15 protein-coding genes are annotated in these 23,726 nt (G+C 44.3%); 6 read left to right on the top strand and 9 right to left on the bottom strand.

Annotated elements, in window-relative coordinates; genetic code table 11:
* Window positions 1-4: 4 nt before the first annotated feature.
* The 4 genes from K245_RS0105745 to K245_RS0105725 all read right to left on the bottom strand — a co-directional run bounded on the left by K245_RS0105745 (window position 5) and on the right by K245_RS0105725 (window position 5,501).
* Window positions 5-1,420, bottom strand: a complete 1,416-nt coding sequence (locus tag K245_RS0105745; RefSeq protein WP_035276573.1) for an efflux transporter outer membrane subunit — start codon at window positions 1,418-1,420, stop codon at window positions 5-7.
* A 262-nt stretch (window positions 1,421-1,682) separates the two neighbouring features.
* On the bottom strand, window positions 1,683-3,644 hold the full coding sequence (locus K245_RS0105735; RefSeq protein ID WP_232223797.1) for a MacB family efflux pump subunit: 1,962 nt from the start codon (window positions 3,642-3,644) through the stop codon (window positions 1,683-1,685).
* Window positions 3,644-4,855: an efflux RND transporter periplasmic adaptor subunit gene (locus tag K245_RS0105730; RefSeq protein WP_027358528.1), complete on the bottom strand. Its 1,212-nt coding sequence runs from the start codon at window positions 4,853-4,855 to the stop codon at window positions 3,644-3,646. The genes K245_RS0105735 and K245_RS0105730 overlap by 1 nt, the downstream gene beginning before the upstream one ends.
* Complete coding sequence (locus K245_RS0105725) at window positions 4,848-5,501, bottom strand: CerR family C-terminal domain-containing protein (protein ID WP_027358527.1); 654 nt, start codon at window positions 5,499-5,501, stop codon at window positions 4,848-4,850. The genes K245_RS0105730 and K245_RS0105725 overlap by 8 nt, the downstream gene beginning before the upstream one ends.
* A 639-nt stretch (window positions 5,502-6,140) precedes the next feature.
* Here K245_RS0105725 and K245_RS0105720 point away from each other — a divergent pair.
* Window positions 6,141-8,282, top strand: a complete 2,142-nt coding sequence (locus K245_RS0105720) for a methyl-accepting chemotaxis protein (protein WP_027358526.1) — start codon at window positions 6,141-6,143, stop codon at window positions 8,280-8,282.
* A gap of 134 nt (window positions 8,283-8,416) precedes the next feature.
* Here the strand turns inward: K245_RS0105720 and K245_RS0105715 are convergent, their stop codons facing one another.
* Entirely contained in the window at window positions 8,417-9,082 is a 666-nt protein-coding gene (locus K245_RS0105715) for a TetR/AcrR family transcriptional regulator (RefSeq protein ID WP_027358525.1), read from the bottom strand.
* Window positions 9,083-9,341: 259 nt separating this feature from the next.
* Here K245_RS0105715 and K245_RS0105710 point away from each other — a divergent pair, with 259 nt between their 5' ends.
* The 5 genes from K245_RS0105710 to K245_RS0105685 all read left to right on the top strand — a co-directional run bounded on the left by K245_RS0105710 (window position 9,342) and on the right by K245_RS0105685 (window position 15,583).
* Window positions 9,342-10,841 carry an acyl-CoA dehydrogenase family protein gene (locus K245_RS0105710; protein ID WP_027358524.1) on the top strand — a complete coding sequence of 500 codons (1,500 nt, stop codon included), beginning with the start codon at window positions 9,342-9,344 and terminating at the stop codon, window positions 10,839-10,841.
* A 306-nt stretch (window positions 10,842-11,147) separates the two neighbouring features.
* On the top strand, window positions 11,148-12,260 hold the full coding sequence (locus K245_RS0105700; RefSeq protein WP_035276570.1) for an acyl-CoA dehydrogenase family protein: 1,113 nt from the start codon (window positions 11,148-11,150) through the stop codon (window positions 12,258-12,260).
* A 10-nt stretch (window positions 12,261-12,270) separates the two neighbouring features.
* Window positions 12,271-13,119 (top strand): acetoacetate decarboxylase family protein, encoded by an 849-nt coding sequence (locus K245_RS0105695; RefSeq protein WP_027358522.1) that lies wholly within the window; start codon window positions 12,271-12,273, stop codon window positions 13,117-13,119.
* 494 nt (window positions 13,120-13,613) lie between these two features.
* Window positions 13,614-14,441, top strand: coding sequence for an SDR family oxidoreductase (locus K245_RS0105690; protein ID WP_027358521.1), 828 nt, complete (start codon window positions 13,614-13,616; stop codon window positions 14,439-14,441).
* Between the two features lie 245 nt (window positions 14,442-14,686).
* Window positions 14,687-15,583, top strand: coding sequence for an alpha/beta hydrolase (locus K245_RS0105685; RefSeq protein ID WP_051283910.1), 897 nt, complete (start codon window positions 14,687-14,689; stop codon window positions 15,581-15,583).
* Window positions 15,584-15,697: 114 nt separating this feature from the next.
* Here the strand turns inward: K245_RS0105685 and K245_RS26385 are convergent, their stop codons facing one another.
* The 4 genes from K245_RS26385 to K245_RS23255 all read right to left on the bottom strand — a co-directional run bounded on the left by K245_RS26385 (window position 15,698) and on the right by K245_RS23255 (window position 23,697).
* Complete coding sequence (locus tag K245_RS26385) at window positions 15,698-18,361, bottom strand: PAS domain-containing hybrid sensor histidine kinase/response regulator (protein WP_051283909.1); 2,664 nt, start codon at window positions 18,359-18,361, stop codon at window positions 15,698-15,700.
* A gap of 154 nt (window positions 18,362-18,515) precedes the next feature.
* Window positions 18,516-20,681: a chemotaxis protein CheA gene (locus K245_RS23260; RefSeq protein ID WP_051283908.1), complete on the bottom strand. Its 2,166-nt coding sequence runs from the start codon at window positions 20,679-20,681 to the stop codon at window positions 18,516-18,518.
* A gap of 474 nt (window positions 20,682-21,155) precedes the next feature.
* Window positions 21,156-23,162: a methyl-accepting chemotaxis protein gene (locus K245_RS0105670; protein ID WP_027358519.1), complete on the bottom strand. Its 2,007-nt coding sequence runs from the start codon at window positions 23,160-23,162 to the stop codon at window positions 21,156-21,158.
* A 61-nt stretch (window positions 23,163-23,223) separates the two neighbouring features.
* Window positions 23,224-23,697, bottom strand: coding sequence for a chemotaxis protein CheW (locus K245_RS23255; RefSeq protein ID WP_051283907.1), 474 nt, complete (start codon window positions 23,695-23,697; stop codon window positions 23,224-23,226).
* Window positions 23,698-23,726 lie beyond the last annotated feature (29 nt).

Raw genomic sequence — 23,726 nt, 5'->3', positions numbered from 1 at the left:
CATCTCATCTGCTTGAAACAGAACCGTGATCAGACATTCCTCCCCCAATTGCCTGATATAATTTCAAAACACTTTTTAGAAGATTAAGACGATTTCCAGCCAGATTTTTTTCGGCGCTACGGCGACTTTCCTGGGCATCCAGCCATAACTGCAATTCTGTTGAACCTGCCCGATAACGGACCTCAGCCAGATCCTCGGCTTTTTTGGCCAAAGTAAGTGATTCTTTGAGAAGCTTGTTCTCTTCTTCATAACAGGTGCGGCCGGAAAGCGCATTCTCAACATCGCCAAAAGCCGTATAAAGAGTCTTACGGAAACTGACCACAGCTTCCTCGTACTCGGTTTTTGAAATTTCCACACTCAGCTTCATGGTGTTCATCTGGATGAAAGGCAATGTCACTCCTGCGCCAAGTGTGCCATAAGGATTCTGAAGTACGTCGGCGAGGCTTGCGCTTTTGCTTCCAAGGCTGCCTGTCAAAGTCAAGGCAGGATAAAAACTTGCTTTTGTGCTGTCAATATTTGCCAGATATTTTCTGAGCCTCTGTTCAGCGGCCCTGAGATCAGGCCTCTGGCCAAGCAAGTTTGCAGGAAGACCTGATGAAACCTTGGGAAGCGGGCCATCAGGCAGTTTTTTTCGTTCTGGCACAATATTTTCAGGAGCCTGATCAAAAAGAATTGCGAGGGCATTGCGCGCTTCCGTGCGCTGCTGAACGAGGCTCGTCAGTTCAGCTTTCCGGGTTGACAGGGACTGGCGGGCCTGGATAATATCCAGACCGGAAACAGCGCCTGCATTATATTTCACCTCAACCAGTCCAAGAGTCTTTTGAGCATATGCGACACTTGACTCGGCAGAGGAGATGCGCTCATTAAGATAGGCTATCTGCCAGTAATCGGTCGCGGTTGTCCCAATAAGCGATAGGGCAATGCTCTGCCTGTCAGACTCTGACGCTTCGGCCTCCCAATGGCTCACGTCCCGTATGCTTTCAAGCCTGCCCCACAGATCCAGCTCGTAGCTTGCCGCTGCTGTGACACTGCCCGATTTGCTGTCATTATGATTTTCCAGATTGCGCATACCGCTGGCGCTTGCATCGACGCTCACGGACGGGGTGAGATTTGTATCTGCAAGCCCTGCGTTCAGCTGGGCACGCCTGACCCTGATTGAGGCAGAGGCCAGATCATTATTGGTTTTAAGCGCCTTTTCAACAAGATCACTCAAAACAGGATCATTAAAATCCATCCACCATCTGTCTCCGGCCGCAACTCCTGCTCCGGTGATATTTTCACCCTGCCAAGTCTGCGGCATTTCCACCTCAGGCAATGTATACTTGCTACGAGGAAGAAGGGAGCCGCAACCGCATGACAATATGGCTGAAATCATTATTATCGCACAGGCAATCAGATATTTTTGTATGTTTCTACGCATTATTTTCAGTTAAATCTTCCTTTTATTCTTGATGGACTCGTAAAAAGTCCAATTGCTGTCATTCCGGCGAAAGCCGGAATCCAGAAGTAATTGAAAAAACTGGATGCCGGATCAAGTCCGGCATGACGCCGACGCATTATTTTGACTTTTTGTGGCCTTGTCATTCTTGAATCACCGCAAAAACTTCGAGTCTCTGCCAGATGGTAAAATAAACCAGGCACCAGCCTTCGGAATATTCTTTTTCCAAGCCTTGCCAACCATACTACTCCCTTGCGAGCGCTTCGATAGGATCGAGTCTGGCCGCGTTTCTGGCAGGAAGAAAGCCGAAAAGAACGCCGATTATGGTTGAACAAAGAAATGCTGAAATTATCGATACAAAAGAGAATTTCATGGCAAAACTCTTTACAAACAGACTGAAGATGAACCCCACTCCATATGAAAGTATGATTCCTATCAGACCGCCTATCAGACAAACAAGAACCGATTCTATCAGAAACTGCTGCATTATATCGTCCTGACGTGCACCGACTGCAAGCCTGATCCCGATTTCCTGCGTCCTCTCTGTTACTGACACAAGCATTATGTTCATAACGCCAATACCACCGACAACCAGGGATATGACGGCTATGGCCGAAATCATCAGGGTAAGGGTGGCGGTTGTCTTGTTCACAGTCTTCATTATGCTGTCACTGCTGTTGGTGAAAAAATCCTTGCGACCGTGTCTTTGCCTGAGAAGTTTTATTATGCTCTGCTCTGCGATCTGGTTGGAAACACCTTCCCTGACCCTCACTGTGATGGAATTGAAATACTGCTGCCCCAGAAGTCTGCTCATGGCAGCGCTATAAGGAATCCACACTTCAAGATTCTGGCTGCTGCCGAAAGGGCCTTCCTTTTCCTTGGTTACTCCTATTATCCTGCATGGAAGAGCGCCTATAAATATGACTTTGCCCACGGGATCTTCTTTGGCAAAAAATTTCTTGCTGGTGTTCTTGTCTATTACAACCACCTGGGACTGGCGAGCCACGTCATTTGAGTCAAAATGAACGCCCTTTGCCATTTCGTATCCCCTGACACGGAAATACTGTTCACCTACTCCATTGACCGAAACATTGGCTGTGATGTTCCTGTAACGCAGAAGCTGACTTCCACCAGTGGAAGGAGTCGCGCTGTCAACATAAACCTGGCCTTTCAGCACTTCCAGATCAGACGGTACAAGGGTCTGGATGCTTGAGGCATCCTCATCTCCCCAGTCTTTTCCAGGATTTATGCCTATGACATTCGTACCCATGGCACTGATGTCATTTATAACCTTCTGACGGGCTCCCTGACCAAGAGCCACAACAGACACCACCGATGTGATGCCTATGATGATTCCAAGCATTGTGAGCAATGTCCTCATCCTGTGTGATGCAAGGGCAACCGTGGCCATCTTGAAGGCTTCTGCAAAACGCCCCCAGTTGGCCTGGAAAAAAGACACTGATCTTTCGGCCTTTGTTTTTTCAATAAACGCCTTTTTTTTCTTTTCCTGAACCGCAAGATTCGGAGTATCTCGGACAATCTCGCCGTCTCTTATCTCAATTATCCTTTCGGCATGGCTGGCAACCTGCATGTCATGTGTTACAAGGATAATGGTATGGCCGAGACCATGAAGCTCGTGGAGAATATCCATCATCTCCTGGCCGCTTTTACTGTCAAGCGCGCCTGTCGGCTCATCTGCAAGGATTACATCGCCTCCGTTCATTAATGCCCTTGCAATACTAACCCTCTGCTGCTGACCGCCTGACAGTTGATTGGGATGATGATCGACCCTGTCAGAAAGACCGAGCCTGTTAAGGAGCTCATTTGCCCTGGCCCTGCGTTCGCCCTTTTTAATTCCTGAGTAGACAGCCGGAATTTCTGTATTCTGGACTGCGGTCAGGTGGGGCATAAGATGATAGCGCTGGAATATGAAACCGAAATGTTCCCTTCTCAATTCCGCAAGTTCGTTACTATTAAGCGTACCTGTTTCCCTGCCGTCGATCAGGTAGAGTCCTTCACTCGGACGGTCAAGACAGCCGAGGATATTCATCAGGGTAGATTTCCCCGAACCAGAGGCCCCGACAATCGCAACCATCTCTCCGCTACGGATGATAAGATCGATTCCTTTGAGCACAGGAATTTCCTGGCCACCGATTAGAAACCAGCGCACCAGCCCGGAAAGCTCAAGCAAAGGTCTGTCCATCATCAATGCCCCCCGCCCGGAGGAGGAGGATGTGACGCGCTTGATTCAGTCGCAGGCAGATCAGCGCTGTCGCCGATTACGACCCTGGCGCCTTCTTCCAGCCCCTCAAGCACCTGGATCTGAACATTGTCCGAAATTCCTGTGCGAATTGTCCGGGTTTCTGCGACATCCCCGATCAGAACCTTGACAGTAGACCGCCCGTCTTTCTGCTTATCAATAATAGCTGACGCAGGTATGCACAGAGCCTGTTTCGCCTGGTTCATGACAATCGTGACCTGGGCGGTCATGGAAACCTTGAGCCTATGGTCAGCATTTGGAACTTCAAAAAGTCCGTAATAATAGACAGCGGTGCCTGAGCTGCTGGTGCTTGTGCTGCTACCGGTCCCAGAGCCGGAGGTGGAGCTTGAAACAGGCCCTGGCTCTATGGCTCTGAGCTTGCCATAATAGCGGAAATCCGAATCCCCAAGCAGGGTAAAATATGTTGTAAGACCTGGTTTAACCCTTGTTACGTCGGCCTCTGATATTTTGGCATTGACCGTCATGGTGTCAAGATCAGCCATGGTCAGAATTGTTGTCGCAGACTGGGTTGAAACCACTGTCTGGCCTTCTTCCGTATCTATTGATATGACCACTCCGTCCATGGGAGCATTTATCATGGTGTACCCAAGATTGGCCTTTGCAGTATCGACGGCAATCAGAGCCTTTTTTATCTGGGCTTCAAGGGCGGATATTTCATATCTGTTGCTTTCAAGCTGGGCCTGGGCGCTCTCAAGATCAGCCCTTGATGCCGCATCCCTGGCGCTCATCTGTTCCTGTCTTTTCAAAGTCAGCTCATACTGTTTAACAAGGGCCTGTTTGGCGGATTTAAGGGAGCGCAGATTCTCCACCTGGGCTTCGGCATCTTTTAAAGTGTTCTGCTGAAGCACGGGGTCAATTTCCGCAAGAAGCTTCCCTTTTTCAACCTTGTCTCCGAGGGCCACATGAAGAGTCTTTAGCTGTCCTGAAACCTGTGCTCCGACAGCTACTGTCTTGAAAGCCTTGAGAGTGCCGCTGGCCAGAACGCTCTCCTCAATATCCATTTTGACGGCATCGGCCGTTATAAATGATGCGCGTGGTTTGCCGAAAAATATTTTTTTAATCGCCAGTCCAGAGCCTGCAAAAAGCAAGAGGACAACAACCCATACAGTGTATTTTTCCCTTAATATCTTAATCATGGCTCAAATCCGTTTTAATTTCCCGGCGAATAGAGGCAATCCCTGCCAAAGCAAATTTCATTACATGACCCTCAAACGCCCCGAGATCGTCTATGATGACCGGAGCCTCAGTTTTTTTTGCCATTTTCCTTACTCTCCTGATCAGCATGGGATGAAGACACATGCTGATTATACATGTTTCGGAATAAAGAATCTGCTCATCTGTGGCACCCGGCCCCAAAAGCTCCCTGACTATGGCCAGGGTCTTTTCACGAAGCGGAATAAGCTCGGACTTCATGACCTCCTCAAGAAGGCCTGTGGGATTAACAAATTCCATCTGAGATATAAAAAAGTCCCTGTTATTTTCATCGGCAATCCTTGCCATAAGCGCCCTCACCTGCCCTCTGAGCCTGTCTTCGGCAGGAGCATCATCTCTTACACCTCCGTCCTGGGGATGAACTCTTACTGATTCGGCAAAGGAGTGACGCCAGCTCTCCTGATACAGAGCCTCCTTGCTTCCGAAATAATAATTGACGGCAGAAATATTTGCTCCGGCACGCTTGCATATCTCGGCCACAGTCGAGTCACGAAAGCCCTTCTCTGCAAATACGTCGCTTGCAGCAGTTAACAGCTTTTTCATGGCAACATCGGATTTTTTTATTTTCATATCATTCCCATATAATCAAATGCATATTTCAAATAAGTATTTAAAATGTAGGTTTGAATAAGTCAAACACTAATTCCGGCCTACGCCGGAATGACGAAAATCGGACTTTTTGCGACATTGTCAAAACTGAACGAATCTATAACCTACAGATAACTGGACATAAATTTATGTGGTTATGCTCAATCCTCAGTAACATTTGAAAGTTCATGGGCTTAACATTTTTAAAACTCTAAAAATATCAGTTTTTTGCCTACTAACAAAACCATAAAGTTTTTGCGGAGCTTTTTACAAAAAGCGACCCGCCGGAGGAACTCGGCTTAACGTGTTAAATCGAAAACCACATTATCTTTTTATCCGCTCATCAGGTTCTTGAAATGAAAATGCAGGGCTGCCCTTTTCCAGGGCCTAAAAACAGGATCACATCCTGAATTATAATGCTGTTTTTTTAAGCAAAATAGATTAATATAATTTACAAATCAAATATCCCAAGATGGGAGCAGCGCCGCCTGCTTTCTTGTTTTCTCTTCAATCTGTTTTTACGAGACCATACCCATATAAAGCAATAATCTGTTTATTTATTCGCAGATCATAATTTCTAAGTTCGAATTTATAAAATCAGGCTGTAAAGAAGGAGCTGTTATGAAATTAAAAGATATAAGCATTAAATGGCAGCTGATGGGAATTATAATAGCTATTGTCTCTATATCACTCATAGCGGTTTCAGTCGTAACATATACGACCATAAATAAAGAGACCAGGGGACAGCTGGAGATTTTATTCAACAATCAATGCAGACAGATATATCATACTGTCGAGAACCAGAAAACCTCGGCAATGGAAAAGCTTAAAATCGCATTGTCTACAGCAAGACTTGTAATTTTAAAAGGTGGTTCCAATGAAAAAAGCATTGAGATTGATGAAAATGAAAAGCTGAACCTTAAAATCACAAATCAGGTCACAAACCAGACAGAGGAAGTGGCCATATATGCCATGAAAATTGATGGTAAAGCGATTACCGGAGATTACAGCATTGTTGACGGAATAAAAACAGACATCGGAGTCGTGGCAACGGTCTTTCAGATTATCGAGCCCCAAGGCATGCTCAGAATTTCAACAAACGTAACCAAAGATGACGGAAGCAGAGCTGTCAACACCTATATCCCAAGGGAGTCACCTGTTTATCAGTCAATCATTGCAGGCAAAACATACTTTGGCAGCGCAGTTGTCGTAAATTCCAAATACCTAACTGCTTATGAGCCGTTTAAAGATAAGTCCGGCAAAATAATAGGAGCCATTTTTGTGGGTATACCGGAGCAGGAAATCCAGGAATCGCTTCTGGAAACCTTTGCAAAGATTGTGATCGGAAAAACCGGATATATCTGGATTGTAAACTCAAAAGGAGACTATATCCTTTCCAAGAACAGGGAAATGGATGGAAAAAGCATCTGGAATTCAAAGGACGCTGACGGCAGGTATTTCATCCAGGACATTATAAATGACAGCAAAAATCTTAAAAAAGGCGAGGCAAAGATAAAATGGTATCCCTGGGTCGACAAGGGCAAAGATTATTCACGGAAAAAGCTGGCTTCTTACGTGAGTTATCCTGAGTGGGACTGGGTCATAGGTTACAGTGGATATGAGGATGAGTTCGAATCAGGGCTTGAAAAAATCAAATACCTGACCCTTATGATCGCTTTGGTTGCTATTCTGCTTGGTGGCGGGATAGCCTATGGATTCATTCTTTCAATAACCAACCCTTTTCAGGAGATCGTCAGAATCATGGAGGCCATAGGCTCGGGAAATCTCAAGGAAACAATATGCTTGGAAGGAGCGGGCAAAAACGAACTGGGCAAGGGAATGACCGGCCTGAAAAAAATGTCGGATGGGCTGAGGGCCATAGTTAAGCAGCTTCTGACAATGATAGAGAAACTCACGCAATCATCGGATAATATGAGAACCGGTTCGAAGCGGATAGCAGCAAATACTGAAGAAATGAAAACCCAGACGAGAAATGTGTCTTCTTCAACTGAAGCGGCAAGTTCAAATATAAACGTGATGGCAAGATCCGCCGAAGATATGACTTTATTGGTTGATGCGGCAACAATAGCAGCAGAAGAAATGAGCTTGTCCATAAATGATGTTTCGCGCCATTGTCAGCATGAGTCTGCAATAGCATCAGAGGCCGAACGGCAGATGACAGCTATGCAGGATCTGATTGTTAAATTCGGGAATTCTGCCGCCAGCATAGCTGAAATAACAGGTATCATTAATGAAATTGCAGACAGCACAAATCTTCTGGCATTAAATGCCACAATCGAGGCCGCGCGTGCAGGAGAAGCAGGCAAGGGTTTTGCTGTTGTTGCATCTGAAGTAAAAGATCTTGCGAGGCAAACAACAGAAGCCACAGACAAAATATCAGGGCAGATTGGTGATATGAAGGCAGATACAGACGAGGTTATCAATGCCATTAAAAAAGTTTCCGAGATCATCATGGAATTCTCTGAAATCTCCGAAATAATAGTAAAATCAGTCCATGAACAGAACAATACAGCAAAAGAAATCACTTACAACATGAAGAATGCCAGAACTGCCGCGAGCGGAATTGCCATTAATGTGACCGAATCTGCCAAGGGCCTTCGTCAAATAGCTTCAAACATAAATACCGTGTCTGTTATTTCTGAAAATACGGCTGACAGCATGGAAAAACTGAAGGAAAGCTCGAATGAGCTTGGCAAATTGTCCGCGGATTTATCCGCACTCATAAACAGATTCAAATATTGATGGCCCCGCAAAAAGCAAAAAAAGGCGCCGATATCATGCTGGACTTGATCAGGCATCTTTGTATTTTCAGATAGTTGTGGATTCAGACCTGCGCCGGAATGACGGTAATCGGACTTTTTGCGACATCCCCATCATCAAACAGCCCCATCAGGCTGAGGAGCCACAGGCGCGTCTTCCCTGATTCCGAGTAAAGAGCTTTTCAAAAAATAGAGGATAATGTTTCTTACCCTGGCAAGGTTCTTTTCACTATCCCTGCCTGTAAAAAGAGACGTTCCGAGATATTCCACTGTATTTATCAGAGCATCAATAAACAAAGGATCAAATGCAGGTCTATCAGCTTCTTTAAGCTCTTCGACAAAAAGCAGGGTCAACTGCCGGAACGTGTTTTGCCTTATCTCGGGAATAGGAAATGCAGGATCAAAAAGAGCGTTATAAAGAACCCTAACAATCTCCCCGCGCCTTATTCCCCAGTCTATATAAGCGTCCACACCTGTTTCAATCTTTTCAATTACTGTTTCCGCTTTTTTCACGGCATTTATGACAGTATCAACCAGATCCTGATTGATCTCAACTGCCATTTTTTTCAGCACATCATCCTTGTTCTTGAAAAAACGGTAAAAAGTCGGCCTTGATACCCCTGCATCCTGAATAATAAGCTCCACGGTTGTCCCATGAAATCCATGAACAGCACACACATCTGCGGCAGCATCTATTATAACCCGGTCAAAAGACTGCTGGTCTTCCTGTTTTGGAGGACGCCCCCGCCTGCGCTGAAGAGTTGGTTTTTTATTGTTATCCATCTGTCCCTTATATCATGAAAATCTGCATAAATATTTTTTCTTGATTTAAATTAACACCACTGTTAATTTAATCACCAAATTAACACAGATGTTAATATAAAGCTTCTGAAATATATGACCTGAATTAATCAGCCCACACCCCTAAGCTGATTTTTTTCTTAAGTTTTAAAGAAAAGCAATCCGAACGGCACTTTAACTAAGAGCCGGTTTATTTCACAACCCCGCTGCAATCCAGTTTTTTTTAAAAAAGGAACAACAAATGAAACGCAAAGAAATAAATTCATGGCTGAATCAGGCTCCCTGTTTTGAAGAGATGCTGTGCGGCGTGAATGCAGCCGCAGCCCAGCCCAAAGACGTTGTAAGGGATATTAAGAAAGCCGTGGCCCTGGCCAGAAAATTCAATGAAGAAGTTGTCCGGCCAATGACTCTGGAACTTGAAAACAGGATAACTGAAAATCCTGATTATCTGCCCTGGGAGTTCGTTGAAACGGCAAACAGATGGGGACTATACTCACTATGGATTCCAAGGATCTTCGGGGGAAAAGGGCTCTGCCTCACTTCTCTTGCCATTTTTCTGGAAGAAATCGCCTCTGTATGCGCTGGCATGGCCAATCTTATAGGAGTTCATTATCTTGGATTCGGGACTCTTATCTCGGGCTGGAATTCCAAATTAATCATGGAAATCTGCAATGAAGTTGTCGAAGGAGAAAAAACCGGAAAACCATGCCTGATTTCCCTTGCTCTGACAGAACCTGACGCAGGAACAGACATCGAAGAGACTGACCTCATGGATAAAGGCGTCATAACCTGCCATGCCAAAAAAGCTCCGGGCGGATATGCTGTCAACGGCACAAAAGTCTTTATTTCTAACGGGCATTTATCCACCTGGCATATTCTTTTTTCTTTTGCCAGCACAAAAAAACCTTCTGAAAATCTTGTTCTTCTCGCTGTCAAAACAGGCACACCGGGATTTTCTTTCGGGCGCACAGAAAAAAAAATGGGCCAGAAATCATGTCCTGCAAGTGAGCTTGTTTTTCGTGACACTTTTGTTGAGGACAAAAATGTCTGCATTGATCCCTCACAGGCATCAAAACTCAAAAGAAGCCATACCTCAACAACCATGCAGATTATTGATTATATCTTTTCAGCATCCAGAGCCGGAGTCTGTGCGTTTGGAACTGGCGTTGCAAGAGGGGCTTACGAGGAAGCGCTCAGATTTGCGTCAGAAACAAAAGTTGAAGGAAAACTTCTCGTAAAACATGAATGGGCCCAAGGCATGCTTGCGGAAATGTACAAGAATGTTGAACTTGGCCGCCTTTCCTATCTCGAGAGCAATTACGCGAACAGCATCGATGGGGTATTCAGGCTCCTTAACTGGAAGCCTGTCTATTATATGACAAAATTCACTCCGGCATTTATCATGAAAAAACTGGTCTTCCCTTTTATGTTCCACAGCATGGGAACATGGCTGCTGCGGAAAGTACATTTTGACCAGCAGACAGAAAAGCAGATCGAAAGAACATCAGGCTTTGCTTCTCTTGCAAAATTCACGGGAACAGACGCAGGAATGAAAAACAGCCACCTCGCTCTGGAGCTTATGGGACAGGCAGGGCTGAGGCACGATCAAAGAGCTGAGAAACATTTCAGGGACGCCAAGCTGATGCAGATTTATGAAGGCACTAACCAGCTTAACCGCATTAATCTGTTTAAATGTTTGATAGCCCCAAACATACCTGATTCTGATGTCTTCGGAGACTAAACAAATAAAACAATAAAAAAAAATAAGTAACTATTCACCAAATATGAAATTCAACCTTTTAAAAGGACGCTTTTTTGAAAAAAAGCTTGGCAAAAAACTTCAGGTTTTGAATTTGTTGCCTGAATCCGTTGCGCATAACTTTCTTAAAATTTTCATGAAACACTTTTTACCAAAAGGGGTTTCCAAGAATGAAGCCATCCCTTTAAAAAGCTAACTGAATAGTTACAAAAATCATATTTATTTTCAAAACCATAAAGTTTTTGCGGAGCTTTTTCCAAAAAGCGACCCGCCGGAGGCATAAAAAAAATGACCGCAGATGCAAACACCCTCTCCATGATAAAAAAAACAGCTGCTGATTTTTCAAAAAAAGAGCTGATAAAAAACCGTGAAGAATTGGACAACAAAGGCGCCGATGAACTGCTCCGAAGCATTCTGGACAAGGCCTTTGATATGGATTTTTTCCATTCGGCAATTCCTGAGCCATTCGGCGGAACCGGACTTGGAATAACAGGCCTGTGCGCCATACTTGAAGAAATTTGCTGTGATGACGCAAGCATGGGCTGCATTCTTTTCAGCCACGCCTTTTCAATGAAAATGCTTGTCTGCGCAGGTGCCGAGGATCTGCTTGAAGAAACCAGGCAAAATGGCGCTTCGGCAAATCAGATAATAGTCGCCTGCCCGTGTTTCAATAATCCTTCTGAGGTTGAGCATATTGCTGATGCGATTCCAGACAAGGACTCTTACATACTTTCAGGACAGATTCCCTATGTTGTTCCGGCCAAACTTGCCTCCAGAGCCTTGATACCCGGACGCATAAAGGGTCAGGACGGTTATTCCTGGTTCATGGTAGATTTCAATCAGACAGGAGTCAAGACAGGCAAACCTGTGACAAGCTTAGGGATGCACGCCTGCAAGGCAGTTGATCTGGAACTCGTTAACGCGAAGGGCAGATTAGCGGGGCATATAGGAAAAGGAGCTGAGATTTTTGAGATAGCCGCAAATACCATGCATCTGGCCACTGCTGCAATGGCAAGCGGGATAATGAAAGGATCTCTCAAAGAAGCCCTTGATTATGCGAGCAAAAGAAATCAGGGAGGCCGCAAGATAATCAACTGGTCAGAACTCAGAATGATTCTCGCTGATATGGCTGTTCAATCAAAAGTTGCGGAAATGGTCGTGGCAAAGGCATGCGAGCTGGTGGAAAAGAATTTCCCTGGATGGGAGCATGCATCGAGGGCTGCGGCCATACATGTCCTTTCAGCAGCATGTGATCTGACAACAAACGGAGTTCAGGTTCTTGGCGGAGTCGGCTATATGAAGGATTTCGGCCAGGAAAAAAGAATGCGTGACGCAAAGCAGGTTCAGGCTCTTCTTGGAATTTTTCCATTGAAAAAATTAAAATATCTTGAAAAGAAATAAGGGGAACCACATGAAATCTTTTTTCAGAAATACCAGACCAGGCAAGAATGTAACTTATGGAATGGCGAACTTTGATCTGCCTATCCTTTATTTCAGGGACGATTTTTTTGGCCTGTATTTCACGGCAGATCTTGATAAAGTTCAGGCAATCATGCCATCAAAAAATCTTCACCCTGTAGTAATGCCAAACGGTAAAGCCATAATAGCCATTGCCGCCTATAATTACATAGACACAAGCATAGGCTCATATGGAGAAATCCCAGTCGGAATACCAGTTGTATACGGAAAAAAGACCACTCCAAAGACAGGCTTTTTTCCGGCCATGCTTGAAAGCTCCTTCCCTGGATTCGGGGTTATTGTTCAGCACCTTCCTGTCACCAAAGTGCTTGCGAGGGATGCAGGAAGAGGAGAATGGGGATACACAAAATTCGTGGCTGACATGAATTTCAAAATCACTCCAGAATATCTGGGATGCAATATGCAGGATAACGGCAGAAAAATACTTGATATTCAGGTGATGCGCAGAGGCTTTTCGATGAAAGACAATAAGCCTCTTACAACTTATTCCGTGAAAAACGAGGAACTGATCAAAACCGTAATCCCTCAGACAGGAATAAAAAGGGTTTCTGTATTTACAAAGGGTTCATTCGTAAAATTCGGAGATCATCCTGTGGCTGAATCCATAAAGCAGCTCGGCATTTCAAAAAAACCATTCATGTCTGTTTATTATACCGAGCGTTCCGCAATACTTCCTTCAGGCACAGTGGTTGAAAAAAATGTAAAATCTTTTGAAGGCCATATCGGTGAATCAAGAGAGGCTGTTCATTCATGCCAGTACACTGAGTATGAGGGACTTTAGGACTCTTTTAACCAAAAACCAAAAGCAGGCCTTATGTAAAGCAAGGCCGCTTTTTTGAAAAAAAGCTTGGCAAAAAACTTATGGTTTTCTTGTTATGCTGTATCCCTTTTTTACTGAAAAGCTGGAGCCTGAAGCTTGGAAATCATCTTGACCGGCTCAACTCCAAAACCTGAAAAGCTTGTGTGTGCTGCAATGTTGTTGAAATAAGAATATGTAAGTTGTGCTGAGCTTCAGCGAAGCCCAACATGAGACGGGAATTAGACCTACCGTCCCAGTCGAGCTTCGGCAAAGGACGCCTCAGCGCGACCTACGTCTAATTCGACGACATTGCGTTTGTGGGAGTATACATAAAAAGCTTTAAAGACAGTTATAATAGTTAGTTCTCAGCTCTTTTTTTTGCATAGCTTTTCTTTTTAATTCTAAAGTTTTTGCGGAGCTTTTTCCAAAAAGCGACCCGCGCGGCTTCTTTATCAAAAACCAAATCAGGGGATAATATGAAAAAATTCGCAAAACAACGGGTATTGGTCACAGGCGGAGGCTCTGGCCTTGGGCGCGCGCTTTGTCTTGGATTCGCTGAAATGGGCTGGAAAGTATGTGTGGCCGATATCAATGATGAAAGGGCTGAAGAAACTGCAAGGCTTGTTGTAAAAAAAGGCAGCTGCGCAATGACTTTTCACTGTGATGTGTCAAAGTCAGAAGACATTCAGGCTCTTGCCGATAAAGTCCTTGAGGACTGGGGAGGCATAGATATCCTGGTAAACAACGCAGGAATAGCGACAGCCGGTTTTATGGAAAAAATATCCGGTGAACAATGGGATCGCATAATAGACATCAATCTGAAAAGCGTCATTACATCGTGCAGGATTTTTATCCCTATGCTCGAGGCCCAGGGAGGCGGCCATATAGTAAATGTGGCATCAAACGCAGGAATAGCCTGTTTGCCTGAAATGAGCTGTTACAATGTAACAAAGGCGGCTGTCATATCCCTCTCTGAAACCCTGAAATCCGAACTTTCTCCAAAAAAAATTGGCGTATCAGTGGTTGCCCCCACCTTTTTCAAAACCAATCTTATGGAGTCTTTTCAATCTCCTGACGAACGCCAGAAAAAAATGGCCGAAACATTTTTCAAAAGATCGAGATACTCCGCAGAAGATATCGCAGCACATATTATCCGTTCAGTCTTTAAAAACAGGCTTTATGTGATAACCCAGTTAGACGGCAAATTTGTCTGGTATTTCAAACGCCTTTGCCCGGAAATTTTCTACAGGATTCTTGCCTTTGGCAACAGAACCAAACTTAATGAGAAATTCATGGGGATGTGATCAAAATAATTGAATTTCGAATCTATATTTTTGATTTCTGACAAGAGCCCTGGTAATTTCAGGGCTCTTGCGGATGTTTAGATTTGGTCTTATTCCAATTCTAAATCAAAGCGCTATCTCATTACAGTAATCAGGTTGGCATCGTCGTCAGCTCCTCAACGTACAAACCACGTACGTTTGCGTCGCTTCCTCCTTGCCGCCTTGATTTCATCTTTGATTTAAAAATGGAATTATAGGAGCAGAAAATGAAATATTTCATAAAGAGTGCCGAATTTACCGTCAGATCAGATAAACTGAGGGGCGATCTTTACATGCCTGAATCAGATTCCAAACCGCCAGTTCTTGTCATGGGACATGGATTCGGAGGCCTTCGTAAATTCGTGCTTCCTTCTTTTGCGGAACGCTTCGTAGACGCAGGCATGGCTGTATTATTATTTGATTACAGAGGTTTCGGTGATTCAGAAGGATCACCTCGATCTCTGGTCGATGCCAAACGTCATCTTGAGGATTTCGGGGCCGCTATTGATTACGCAAAAACCCTTCCTGAAATTGATGCATCTCGCATTGCTCTCTGGGGAACATCTTTTGCTGGTGGTCATGTTCTGACTATTGCATCGAGAAGAAAAGACATAGCAGCGGCAGTGGCCCAGGTTCCCCATGTGGATGGATTGGCCAGTTCATTGTTATTTCCTTTTAGTAAAATTCCGCAGGCCATGTATCTGGCAATAACTGATAGCATAGCTTCAACTTTGGGCCGATCAGCTGTCACAATACCCATTGTCAGCGAAACAGGAATTGCGTGTCTTATAAGCCATGACAGTTACGAAGGTTATAAATCGCTTATTCCTGAAGACTGTTCACTTAAGGATTATGTTGATGTTCCAGCCAGAATCATGCTCACGGTCGGAACTTACCGCCCTGTTGCCGAGGCCAATAATATCAAGGCTCCGGTGCTGATAGTCGCGGCTGAAAAAGATACTCTGATTCCTTTATGGGCTGTAAGAAGAACTGCTAAAAAAATCAAGGATTGCAGACTGGAACTACTTCCTGTTGGGCATTTTGAACTTTATAAAGGTGAATATTTCGAAAAAAACATTCTGATGCAGATTGATTTTCTGAAAGAGAAGCTGGGGATCATCTGAAGATAAATGTCGGATTACGGTAAAAGAACGCTCTAATCCTACCTACAAATTTGTCAATAGAGCATCGATTTTCATGGCTTACAGAGGGTTGCTTTTTTATTTTGGCAGTTTCCATCAGTCATCCCTGTTTTTATTAAGGATGCTCCTCACCTTCGAAGCAAGGTCTTTTACTGAAAACGGTTTCTGGATAAATTCATAATCATCCATCCTGAAACCATGAATTTTCATGGACTCCTCAGGATAGCCTGACATAAAAACTGCCTTCATTTCAGGATGCTTTTCCCTGATCTTTTTAAAAAGATCGGGGCCTTTCATATCAGGCATTATAACATCAGACAATAATAGCCTGACCTTCCCTGCAAAACAGCTATCTTCCATCATAAAAAGACATTCTTCACCGCTTGAGGCACAAATGGCATTGTAGCCAAGGCTTGTCAGAATGTTCAAAACCACCTTTCTTGTAATCTCCTCATCTTCAGCTACCAAAACGGTGGCTCCGTCCTCTGCTCCGGATAAAACCACCTGATCCCCATGCTCAGATTCGCCTTCAGGCAGGAAATTTTTCCTCTGGGGAATATATACCACAAAAACAGATCCTTTACCCGGCTCGCTATGGACAGCCACACCTCCGTCATGCTGGCTCGATATTCCATAGACCGTGGCAAGTCCAAGTCCTGTGCCACTGCCCTCTTCCTTAGTGGTATAAAACGGCTCGAAAATTTTCTTCTGCGTTTCCGCATCCATACCGAACCCTGAATCAGAAACAGAAAGAGTCGCATATCTGCCAGGAACAAGGCCTGAAATCATCGCAGCCTCGGCATCATCAAGAAAAACAGAGCCTGTTTCGATCACAAGCGTTCCGCCTTCAGGCATCGAATCCTGGGCATTAACAGCAAGATTCATTATTATCTGCTCGATCTTGCCGATATCCGCAATGATGGATGCGCCGGTGCTGTTATGAACTGTTCTAATTTCTATGTTTTCACGAAGGGTTCTTCTCAAAATTTTATAAAAGCCGTCAACAATGCCTGGAAAGCTTGTATTTTTTGTTTCAATGACCTGCTTCCTGCTGAATGCCATCAGCTGCCTGATAAGATCCTTTGACCTTTCAGCCGCTTTTTTAATTTCATCCAGCATAGGCCTTTGAGCACTCTCCCCTTGAGATGAAAGCATCATCATTTCCGTATAACCGAGTATGGGAGACAGAAGATTATTGAAATCATGGGCTATTCCGGCAGCAAGCCTTCCAATGGACTCCATCCTCTGGGCCTGTATAACATGTTCCTCAAGCTGTTTTTTTTCAGTTATGTCACGGACAAAAACCACAAAACTGTTCTTCTCGGTTGGAAGATTGTTTACACTGACATCTACATCAATGACTCTTCCGTCCCTGGATCTTAGCCTGCTCTCAAAACGCCCCCAGCCTTTTGCGCTGACATCCGCGAGCATTTCGACAACCATTTCGTGGCTGTATTTTGCCTCTATTGATGAAATATTCATTCCGAGAAGCTCTGCGCTGGAATATCCTGTCATGGAACAGGCAGCGTCATTGGCTTCGAGTATGCCAGACTTTATGTCTATAATTAAAAATCCGACCAGGGATGTCTGGATGATGGCCGAATACTTCAGTTCGGTCTGTTTTTTTTCTGTGAGATCCCTTGCCAGACCTATCCTGTTTATAATTTCACCATTGCTGTTCTTTAAGGGGAAAGATTTCACCCACATCCATCTGGTCTCGCCATCAGGCCGGACAATTCTGCACTCACCGTCAAAATAGCCTGTTTCCATAACTTTTTTGATTTCATTTCTAATTCTTGGCTGGTCCTCGGGATGGACAGAATCTATAAATGAAGCCAAATTTTCATAAAGAGCCTTGCTGCTGTAGCCCCAGATTTTCTCATACGAAGGACTAATATAAGTAAGGTGGGTTCCTTCAGCATCAATTATCCATAAAACCTCGTCAATATTCTGGGCAATAAGCTCAAGCCTGTCATCGAGTTCCTTGATATCAGTAATGTCGGCCAAAAGGCCCCTGAATCCCTTAAGATGACAGCCTTCAGTTATGGTTTTTACAGAAGCTCTCAGCCAGCGGATTTTACCATTTTGACCCACGACCCTTAATTTTGTTATAAAAACGCCTTCGATTGCGGCGTTCTTAAATTTATTGTCTATCCTTAAACGGTCGTCAGGGTAAATGAACCGGATAAAATCGTTTCCGATTATGTATTCGGGAGCATATCCGGTAATTTTACGGATCACAGGGCTTATATAGGTAATGACTCCCTGGCTATCCATTGTAAAAAGGACATCATTGATGTTCTCGACAATCTCCCTGTATCTGGTTTCTTTTTCAATAAGCTGCTGTTCATAGAGCTCCCTGTCCATAATCTCGGACATAAGCTCCTGATTGATTTTTTTAAGTTCCTCGGTTCTTTTCTGAACCATTGCTTCGAGTGTTCGTTTTTCCTGTTCGATTAGCCTCTTGTTCCTTAGACTGTCTAAAATCACGGCAAGAGTGGTGGCGACATTTTTTAGAACAAAAAAATCGTCGTCACCCAGGTCATTTTTGTCGAAGTTTATACCGCCAAAACTATAGTCAGGGGTGGCAATCTCAAGAAAAAAACCTTCGTGCTTTTCTTTATTACAGCTGAATCCGAGGTGTTTGTTCCCTGTCCAGTCTATTATTGCCTCGATGAACAGTTCCTTGATAACCTCCTCGGAATCAAGCTGGGAAAGGTTAAGCATAAGAAGAAAAAGATCATGCGGGATTCTTGACATTGTTGACTCTTTATATATTGAGAAAAATTGGGGTTATGGCCAGATCCTGTTTTTTTACGAACCTGCCATGACGTTTAACGAGTCTGAATACGGTTATATGTATTCAGACGTTCTCTATAATGGCGAAAATAATTTTTTGCGGCATTGTAACTCACTAATCAAAAACCTTATCAAACAGTCCTGATACGTCCATTATCAAGGCAACTCTGCCATCAGCCACTATCGAACCGCCGGCAATGCCTTTTATCCCCCTGAAAACATCACCAAGGGATTTGATTACAAATTCATCCTTTCCGAGAATATCATCCACAAAAAGGCCTATCTTCCTGCCCTTGTTCTCAATAACAATTACAATGCCGTCCCAGGGATTCTCAATATCAGACTTTGTTCCGAAAATGCTGCCAAGCCTCACAAAAGGGATCAGGGAATTCCTCACAAGAAGCATTTCCCCGCGCTCAAAAGAAGTCTTGTAATCATTTTTATCAGGCCTGAAAGATTCGAGAACTGACAGCGTTGGAATAATATATTTTTCAGTCCCTGACCTGATAACCATGCCTTCGATTATGCCAAGGGTCAGAGGGAGGGCCATGGTGAAGGTGCAACCCATTCCCTCAACAGAATCTATGGAAATATGCCCTTTCATTTTTTCGATGGACTGCTTCACAACATCCATTCCAACACCTCTGCCGGAAATGTCAGTGATTGAGCTGGCGGTCGAAAATCCGGGCTCGAAAATGAGACCATATATCTGCTCGTCGGTCATATTCTCAGAGGATTGTATGAGTCCCTTTGAAACAGCTTTTTCTGTAATTTTTCCCTTATTCAGCCCCCTGCCGTCATCTTCAATCTCAATGACAATATTGCCGCCTTTATGAAAAGCCCTTAAAAAGACTGTCCCATAAGGTGTTTTGCCTTTCGCTACCCGTTCATCAGCAAGCTCAAGACCGTGGTCAGCCGAATTTCTGATCATGTGAACCATTGGCTCGTAAAGGGCGTCAACCATATTGCGGTCGATTTCGGTTTCTTCGCCTGTCATCTGAAGAATGATTTCCTTGCCCGATGATTTAGAAAGATCCCTGATAACCCTGACCATTTTCTGAAAAGTGCTTCTGATTGGCACCATCCTCATGTTCATGGCTATTTTCTGAATCCCTGAGACAGAAGAGGATAGCTGGCTTATGAATTTATAGAACTGGGGGTCTGAATCCATATATTTCTGGCTGTACTGCCTCATCATGGACTGGGCTATTACAAGCTCCCCTGTCAGATCCACCAGACTGTCAAGTTTTGATGTGTCAATTTTCACCTGGCTTGAAACCTGATTTGAGGCCTGGCTTCTTTCTCTCTCCTGGTTTTTTACAGCCAGACTGACTGCCTCGGCATCAGCCTTTTTATTCTCAACAAGAATTTCTCCGAGCTTTTTCCCAGGATTCTTTTTCTGAATCTCAAGCCCCTCATCGAGATCCTCTTTTTTTACTATGCCCTTGACCACAAGAATCTCGCCTATGGGCATGTCATCAGACTCGCCCGATGCCTGCAAAATGGCGGCTATCTTGTGCTTGATCCCCTTTATACTGATCGCGCTGCTTGTCCATGGAGAGCCGCTTTCAATATTATCCCTAATCTCAAGAATCATTCTTTTTAAAGTATCGACAGACTCAAATATTACATCTATGACTTTTTTTGCGACCCTGATACTGCCCTGCCTGATTTCGTCCAGGAGGTTTTCCGTTGAATGGGAAAGGGAGTTTATTTCATTCAGATTAAGAAAACCTGAAACCCCCTTGATTGTATGAAAAATCCGGAAAATAGCATTTATCACATCCGAATCACCAGGATTTTCCTCAAAGGCGACAAGGCTGAATTCCAGAGCGTCAATGCTGTCAAGGGACTCGGTAATAAACTCACAGACTATCTGCTGGTCTTCGTCTGTCACATCCTGGCCGTTTGCAGTATTTTCAGGAGAAGAGGAAACATCGGTATCCATGTCTGAAAACCAGTCAGGCTCATTTTTAAGAGCAAGACCGGCCAGAATATCCCTGATGTTTTTTTCGTTATAATCATCTGTGAAGCAGAATTTTTCGACACAGGATACAAGGAAATCTATGTCTTTTTCCTCTTCAAAAATCAGCCTCTCTATATACCGTTTTATCACAGGAACGACCTCACGCACGGGATGATCTTCGGGCAGGATGTGAAGAGGAAGATTATCCATAAAATTAAGGCATTTGCCGAGGGCGGGGATGTCCGAGGCGCTGGCATTTGAAATCACTCCAAGAAATTTCTCGGATTCCCGCCTTATTCTTTTTGCAATTACCATTTAGCTGTTCCTGTATGTGACTTTATTTATATCTGTTTTGCCATCTTCATTGCGAGGCCATAAGCATTGACCTCAGGTGTCCGCTTTTTTTGAAAAAAAGATCAGCAATAATACTTAACGCCGAAACACTCATTCTTTTAGACTCTGTTTCCGTTAAATGCGGAATATTTTACCAACCCGACAACAAACCAATATCTTCAATAAAAAGCAGAGACTTACATGGTTAAATTGCCATAAAAAAGATTAATTCGCAGGTCGGATTAGAGCGTCTTTTGCTCGTAATCCGACATCGATCCGCATGCAGGCGGGTCGCTTTTTGAAAAAAGCTCCGCAAAAACTTTCAGATAATTAACCAAAGCATGCAGAACTTTAGGGCATTTGCGTCTGATAATAATAAAACGTGAAGTTTTTAGGGAACCTATCCTTATTTTATGTTTCAGAATTCATAAGGAATGCGGAGCCTTTAAATTGTGACTAAAACTCGGCAAAGTCGTCATTGTCAAGCGGAATAACATCCTCAGGCCTTATTTCCCTGCCCCTGCCTGAAAGAACCTGACCGGATTTTCCGGAGGCCCCCTTTACAGGCGAATAGGAGGAAAGCATGGGGCGCTTCATATTATGGGAAATCGAAACAGATTTTGGCCTTGATGGCCTGTTCATATGCATTGAACTGCCTTCTCCTCTTATCAGGATTATGAGCTGATTGACAAAATCCATCATTTGCTCTGACTGGGCGCTCAATTCTTCCGATGCGCTGGCAGATTCCTCCGCATTGGCCGCATTCTGCTGGGTTACCTTGTCCATCTCAGCAACAGCCCGGTTTACCTGCTCTATCCCCTTGGCCTGTTCGTCTGAAGCGCCAGCAATCTCGCTGACAAGCTCTCCGACCTTTGAAGCCGAAGAAGCCATTTCAGCAAAAGCTGTATTTGTCTGATCAAGAAGAATACTTCCGTCATTCACCTTCTTGACCGTGTCTTCGATCATCGCGGCAGTGTTTTTTGCGGCATCTGCTGATCTGAGGGCAAGGTTCCTTACCTCCTCGGCGACAACGGCAAAGCCTGCTCCTGCCTCCCCTGCCCTTGCAGCCTCGACTGCGGCATTCAAGGCCAGAAGATTTGTCTGGAATGCTATCTCGTCTATGGTCTTGATGATCTTCTGGGTCTGGCGGCTCGCATCCGATATCTCGTTTATAGAATCCGTGAGGGCGGACATGGATATTGACGCCTTTCTGACAGTCTCTCCGGCTTCCTTCATGAGATTATCAGCCTGGGCAGAATTGTCTGCGTTGCGTTTGGTCATGGAGGACATCTCTTCAAGGGAGGATGATGTTTCCTCAAGTGACGCAGCCTGTTCAGAAGCGCCTTCAGCAAGAGACTGACTGGAACTGGCCACCTGACCTGCGGCTGCCGCGACCTGGTTTGCGCCTTCGCCGAGCCCTGCAATGACATTGTTTATAGGCTTGGTTATGCTTCTGATTATGATGAATGCCAGGACAACACCGGCTGCGAATACGAACAAAAGACCTGAAACAAGAACAAATGACGAAGCCCTTAGATTTATGACGGAAGAATCGGACGCCTTCTTTGTTGAATCAACGGCAGATACACTTGTAGCCCTGACAAGCTCGAGGGCATCAAGGCCGACCACCACACGCTTATCTCCCACTTCAGCAAGAGATGACAAATTATCAAGGAAATCAGAAAGGGCTCTTTTATATTGACCCGCTGATTCCTCAATTGAATCGAGGAGTTTTATATTGACTTCCTGCCTTGTTGTTGCCCGTAAATCACCAATTTTCTTTGCAACTGTCTCAAAGCTTTTCATTGTTGCTTTAATGGCATCCATATCCCTCAAGGCCTGGGACTTAAAATTTGCTATGCGGATGGAATTTCCTATTTCAATGATCTCGTTTATTGCCATTATCTTGTCGAGGCGCTCATGCATTCTTTCCCCGCCTGCATCAGAATCAATATCTTTTGACGTGGCAATTTTCTGATTCTCAAGATAGGTAAAACAGGGTTTCATGTATGCTGATGCAGCTTCATCCATGCTTTTTCTGACAGCATTTAAATTGCCAATTCTATCTGATGTCGTTTTGGCAAGGGATTCATACTCGTCCATTTTGGAGGCAACCAGAGATATGTTTTTCCCAAAATCCTGGAGTTCGGGATTCTTTTCAAACAGCTTCTTGCCCATATCTATGCTTTCCCTGATCTTTTTCAGATCATCAATCGCAAGATCCAGATATTTTTTCTCTTCGGTAAAACCATAACCACGCATATTGAACATATAGCGCTGAATTCTGCGCTCAAGCTGGCCCGATATGGCCACTTCCTCAATATACTGGTCATCTATTCTTACAGCATTATTTTTTGCCTTTGTCATGCTTACAACCGAGATTCCACCAAGAACAAGAGCCAGAAAAATCACCGATCCAAAACCCCAGGCTATCTTAACCCCAAGCTTCATTTTTGCGAACATGCAAACCTCCGTAATCCCTATGATAAAAAGTAAAAAATATGCTTAAATCAGCAAAATAATATCAGAGTCCTGAAATCGCGCAGACCTCTCCTTCAGTAAGAACCTGGTCTATGTCCAGGAGGATTTTAACCCCTCCCCCAGATTTTGCCATGCCAAGGATATAACCGGTATTCAACTTGACACCGAACGCAGGCGTTTCCTCAATTTCTTCTGCCCTGATATTAAGAACCTCGGATACCGAATCCACAATTATCCCAATAAGAAGGTTGCTGCTTACACTTGAAATATCAAGTACAATTATGCATGTTCGATCATCATGGGGAATTTCATCCATGGAGAATCTTAGTCTCAAATCAATTACAGGAATGACCTTTCCCCTCAGATTAATAACCCCCTTTACAAATATTGGCGTCTGGGGGACAGAGGTTATGGGCATAAGGCCGATAATTTCACGGATCTTCATTATGCCAAGCCCGTACTCTTCACTGCCCAGCCTGAATGTCAGATATTTACCTCCAAGACCAGATATGTCCACTAACGCCCTCCTTAAAAACCCTTAAATGA

Source organism: Desulforegula conservatrix Mb1Pa (genome assembly GCF_000426225.1).
Taxonomy (GTDB): Bacteria; Desulfobacterota; Desulfobacteria; order Desulfobacterales; family Desulforegulaceae; genus Desulforegula; species Desulforegula conservatrix.
The sequence above is the reverse complement of the archived record's forward strand: the minus strand, read 5'-3'. Positions and strand labels throughout refer to the sequence as shown.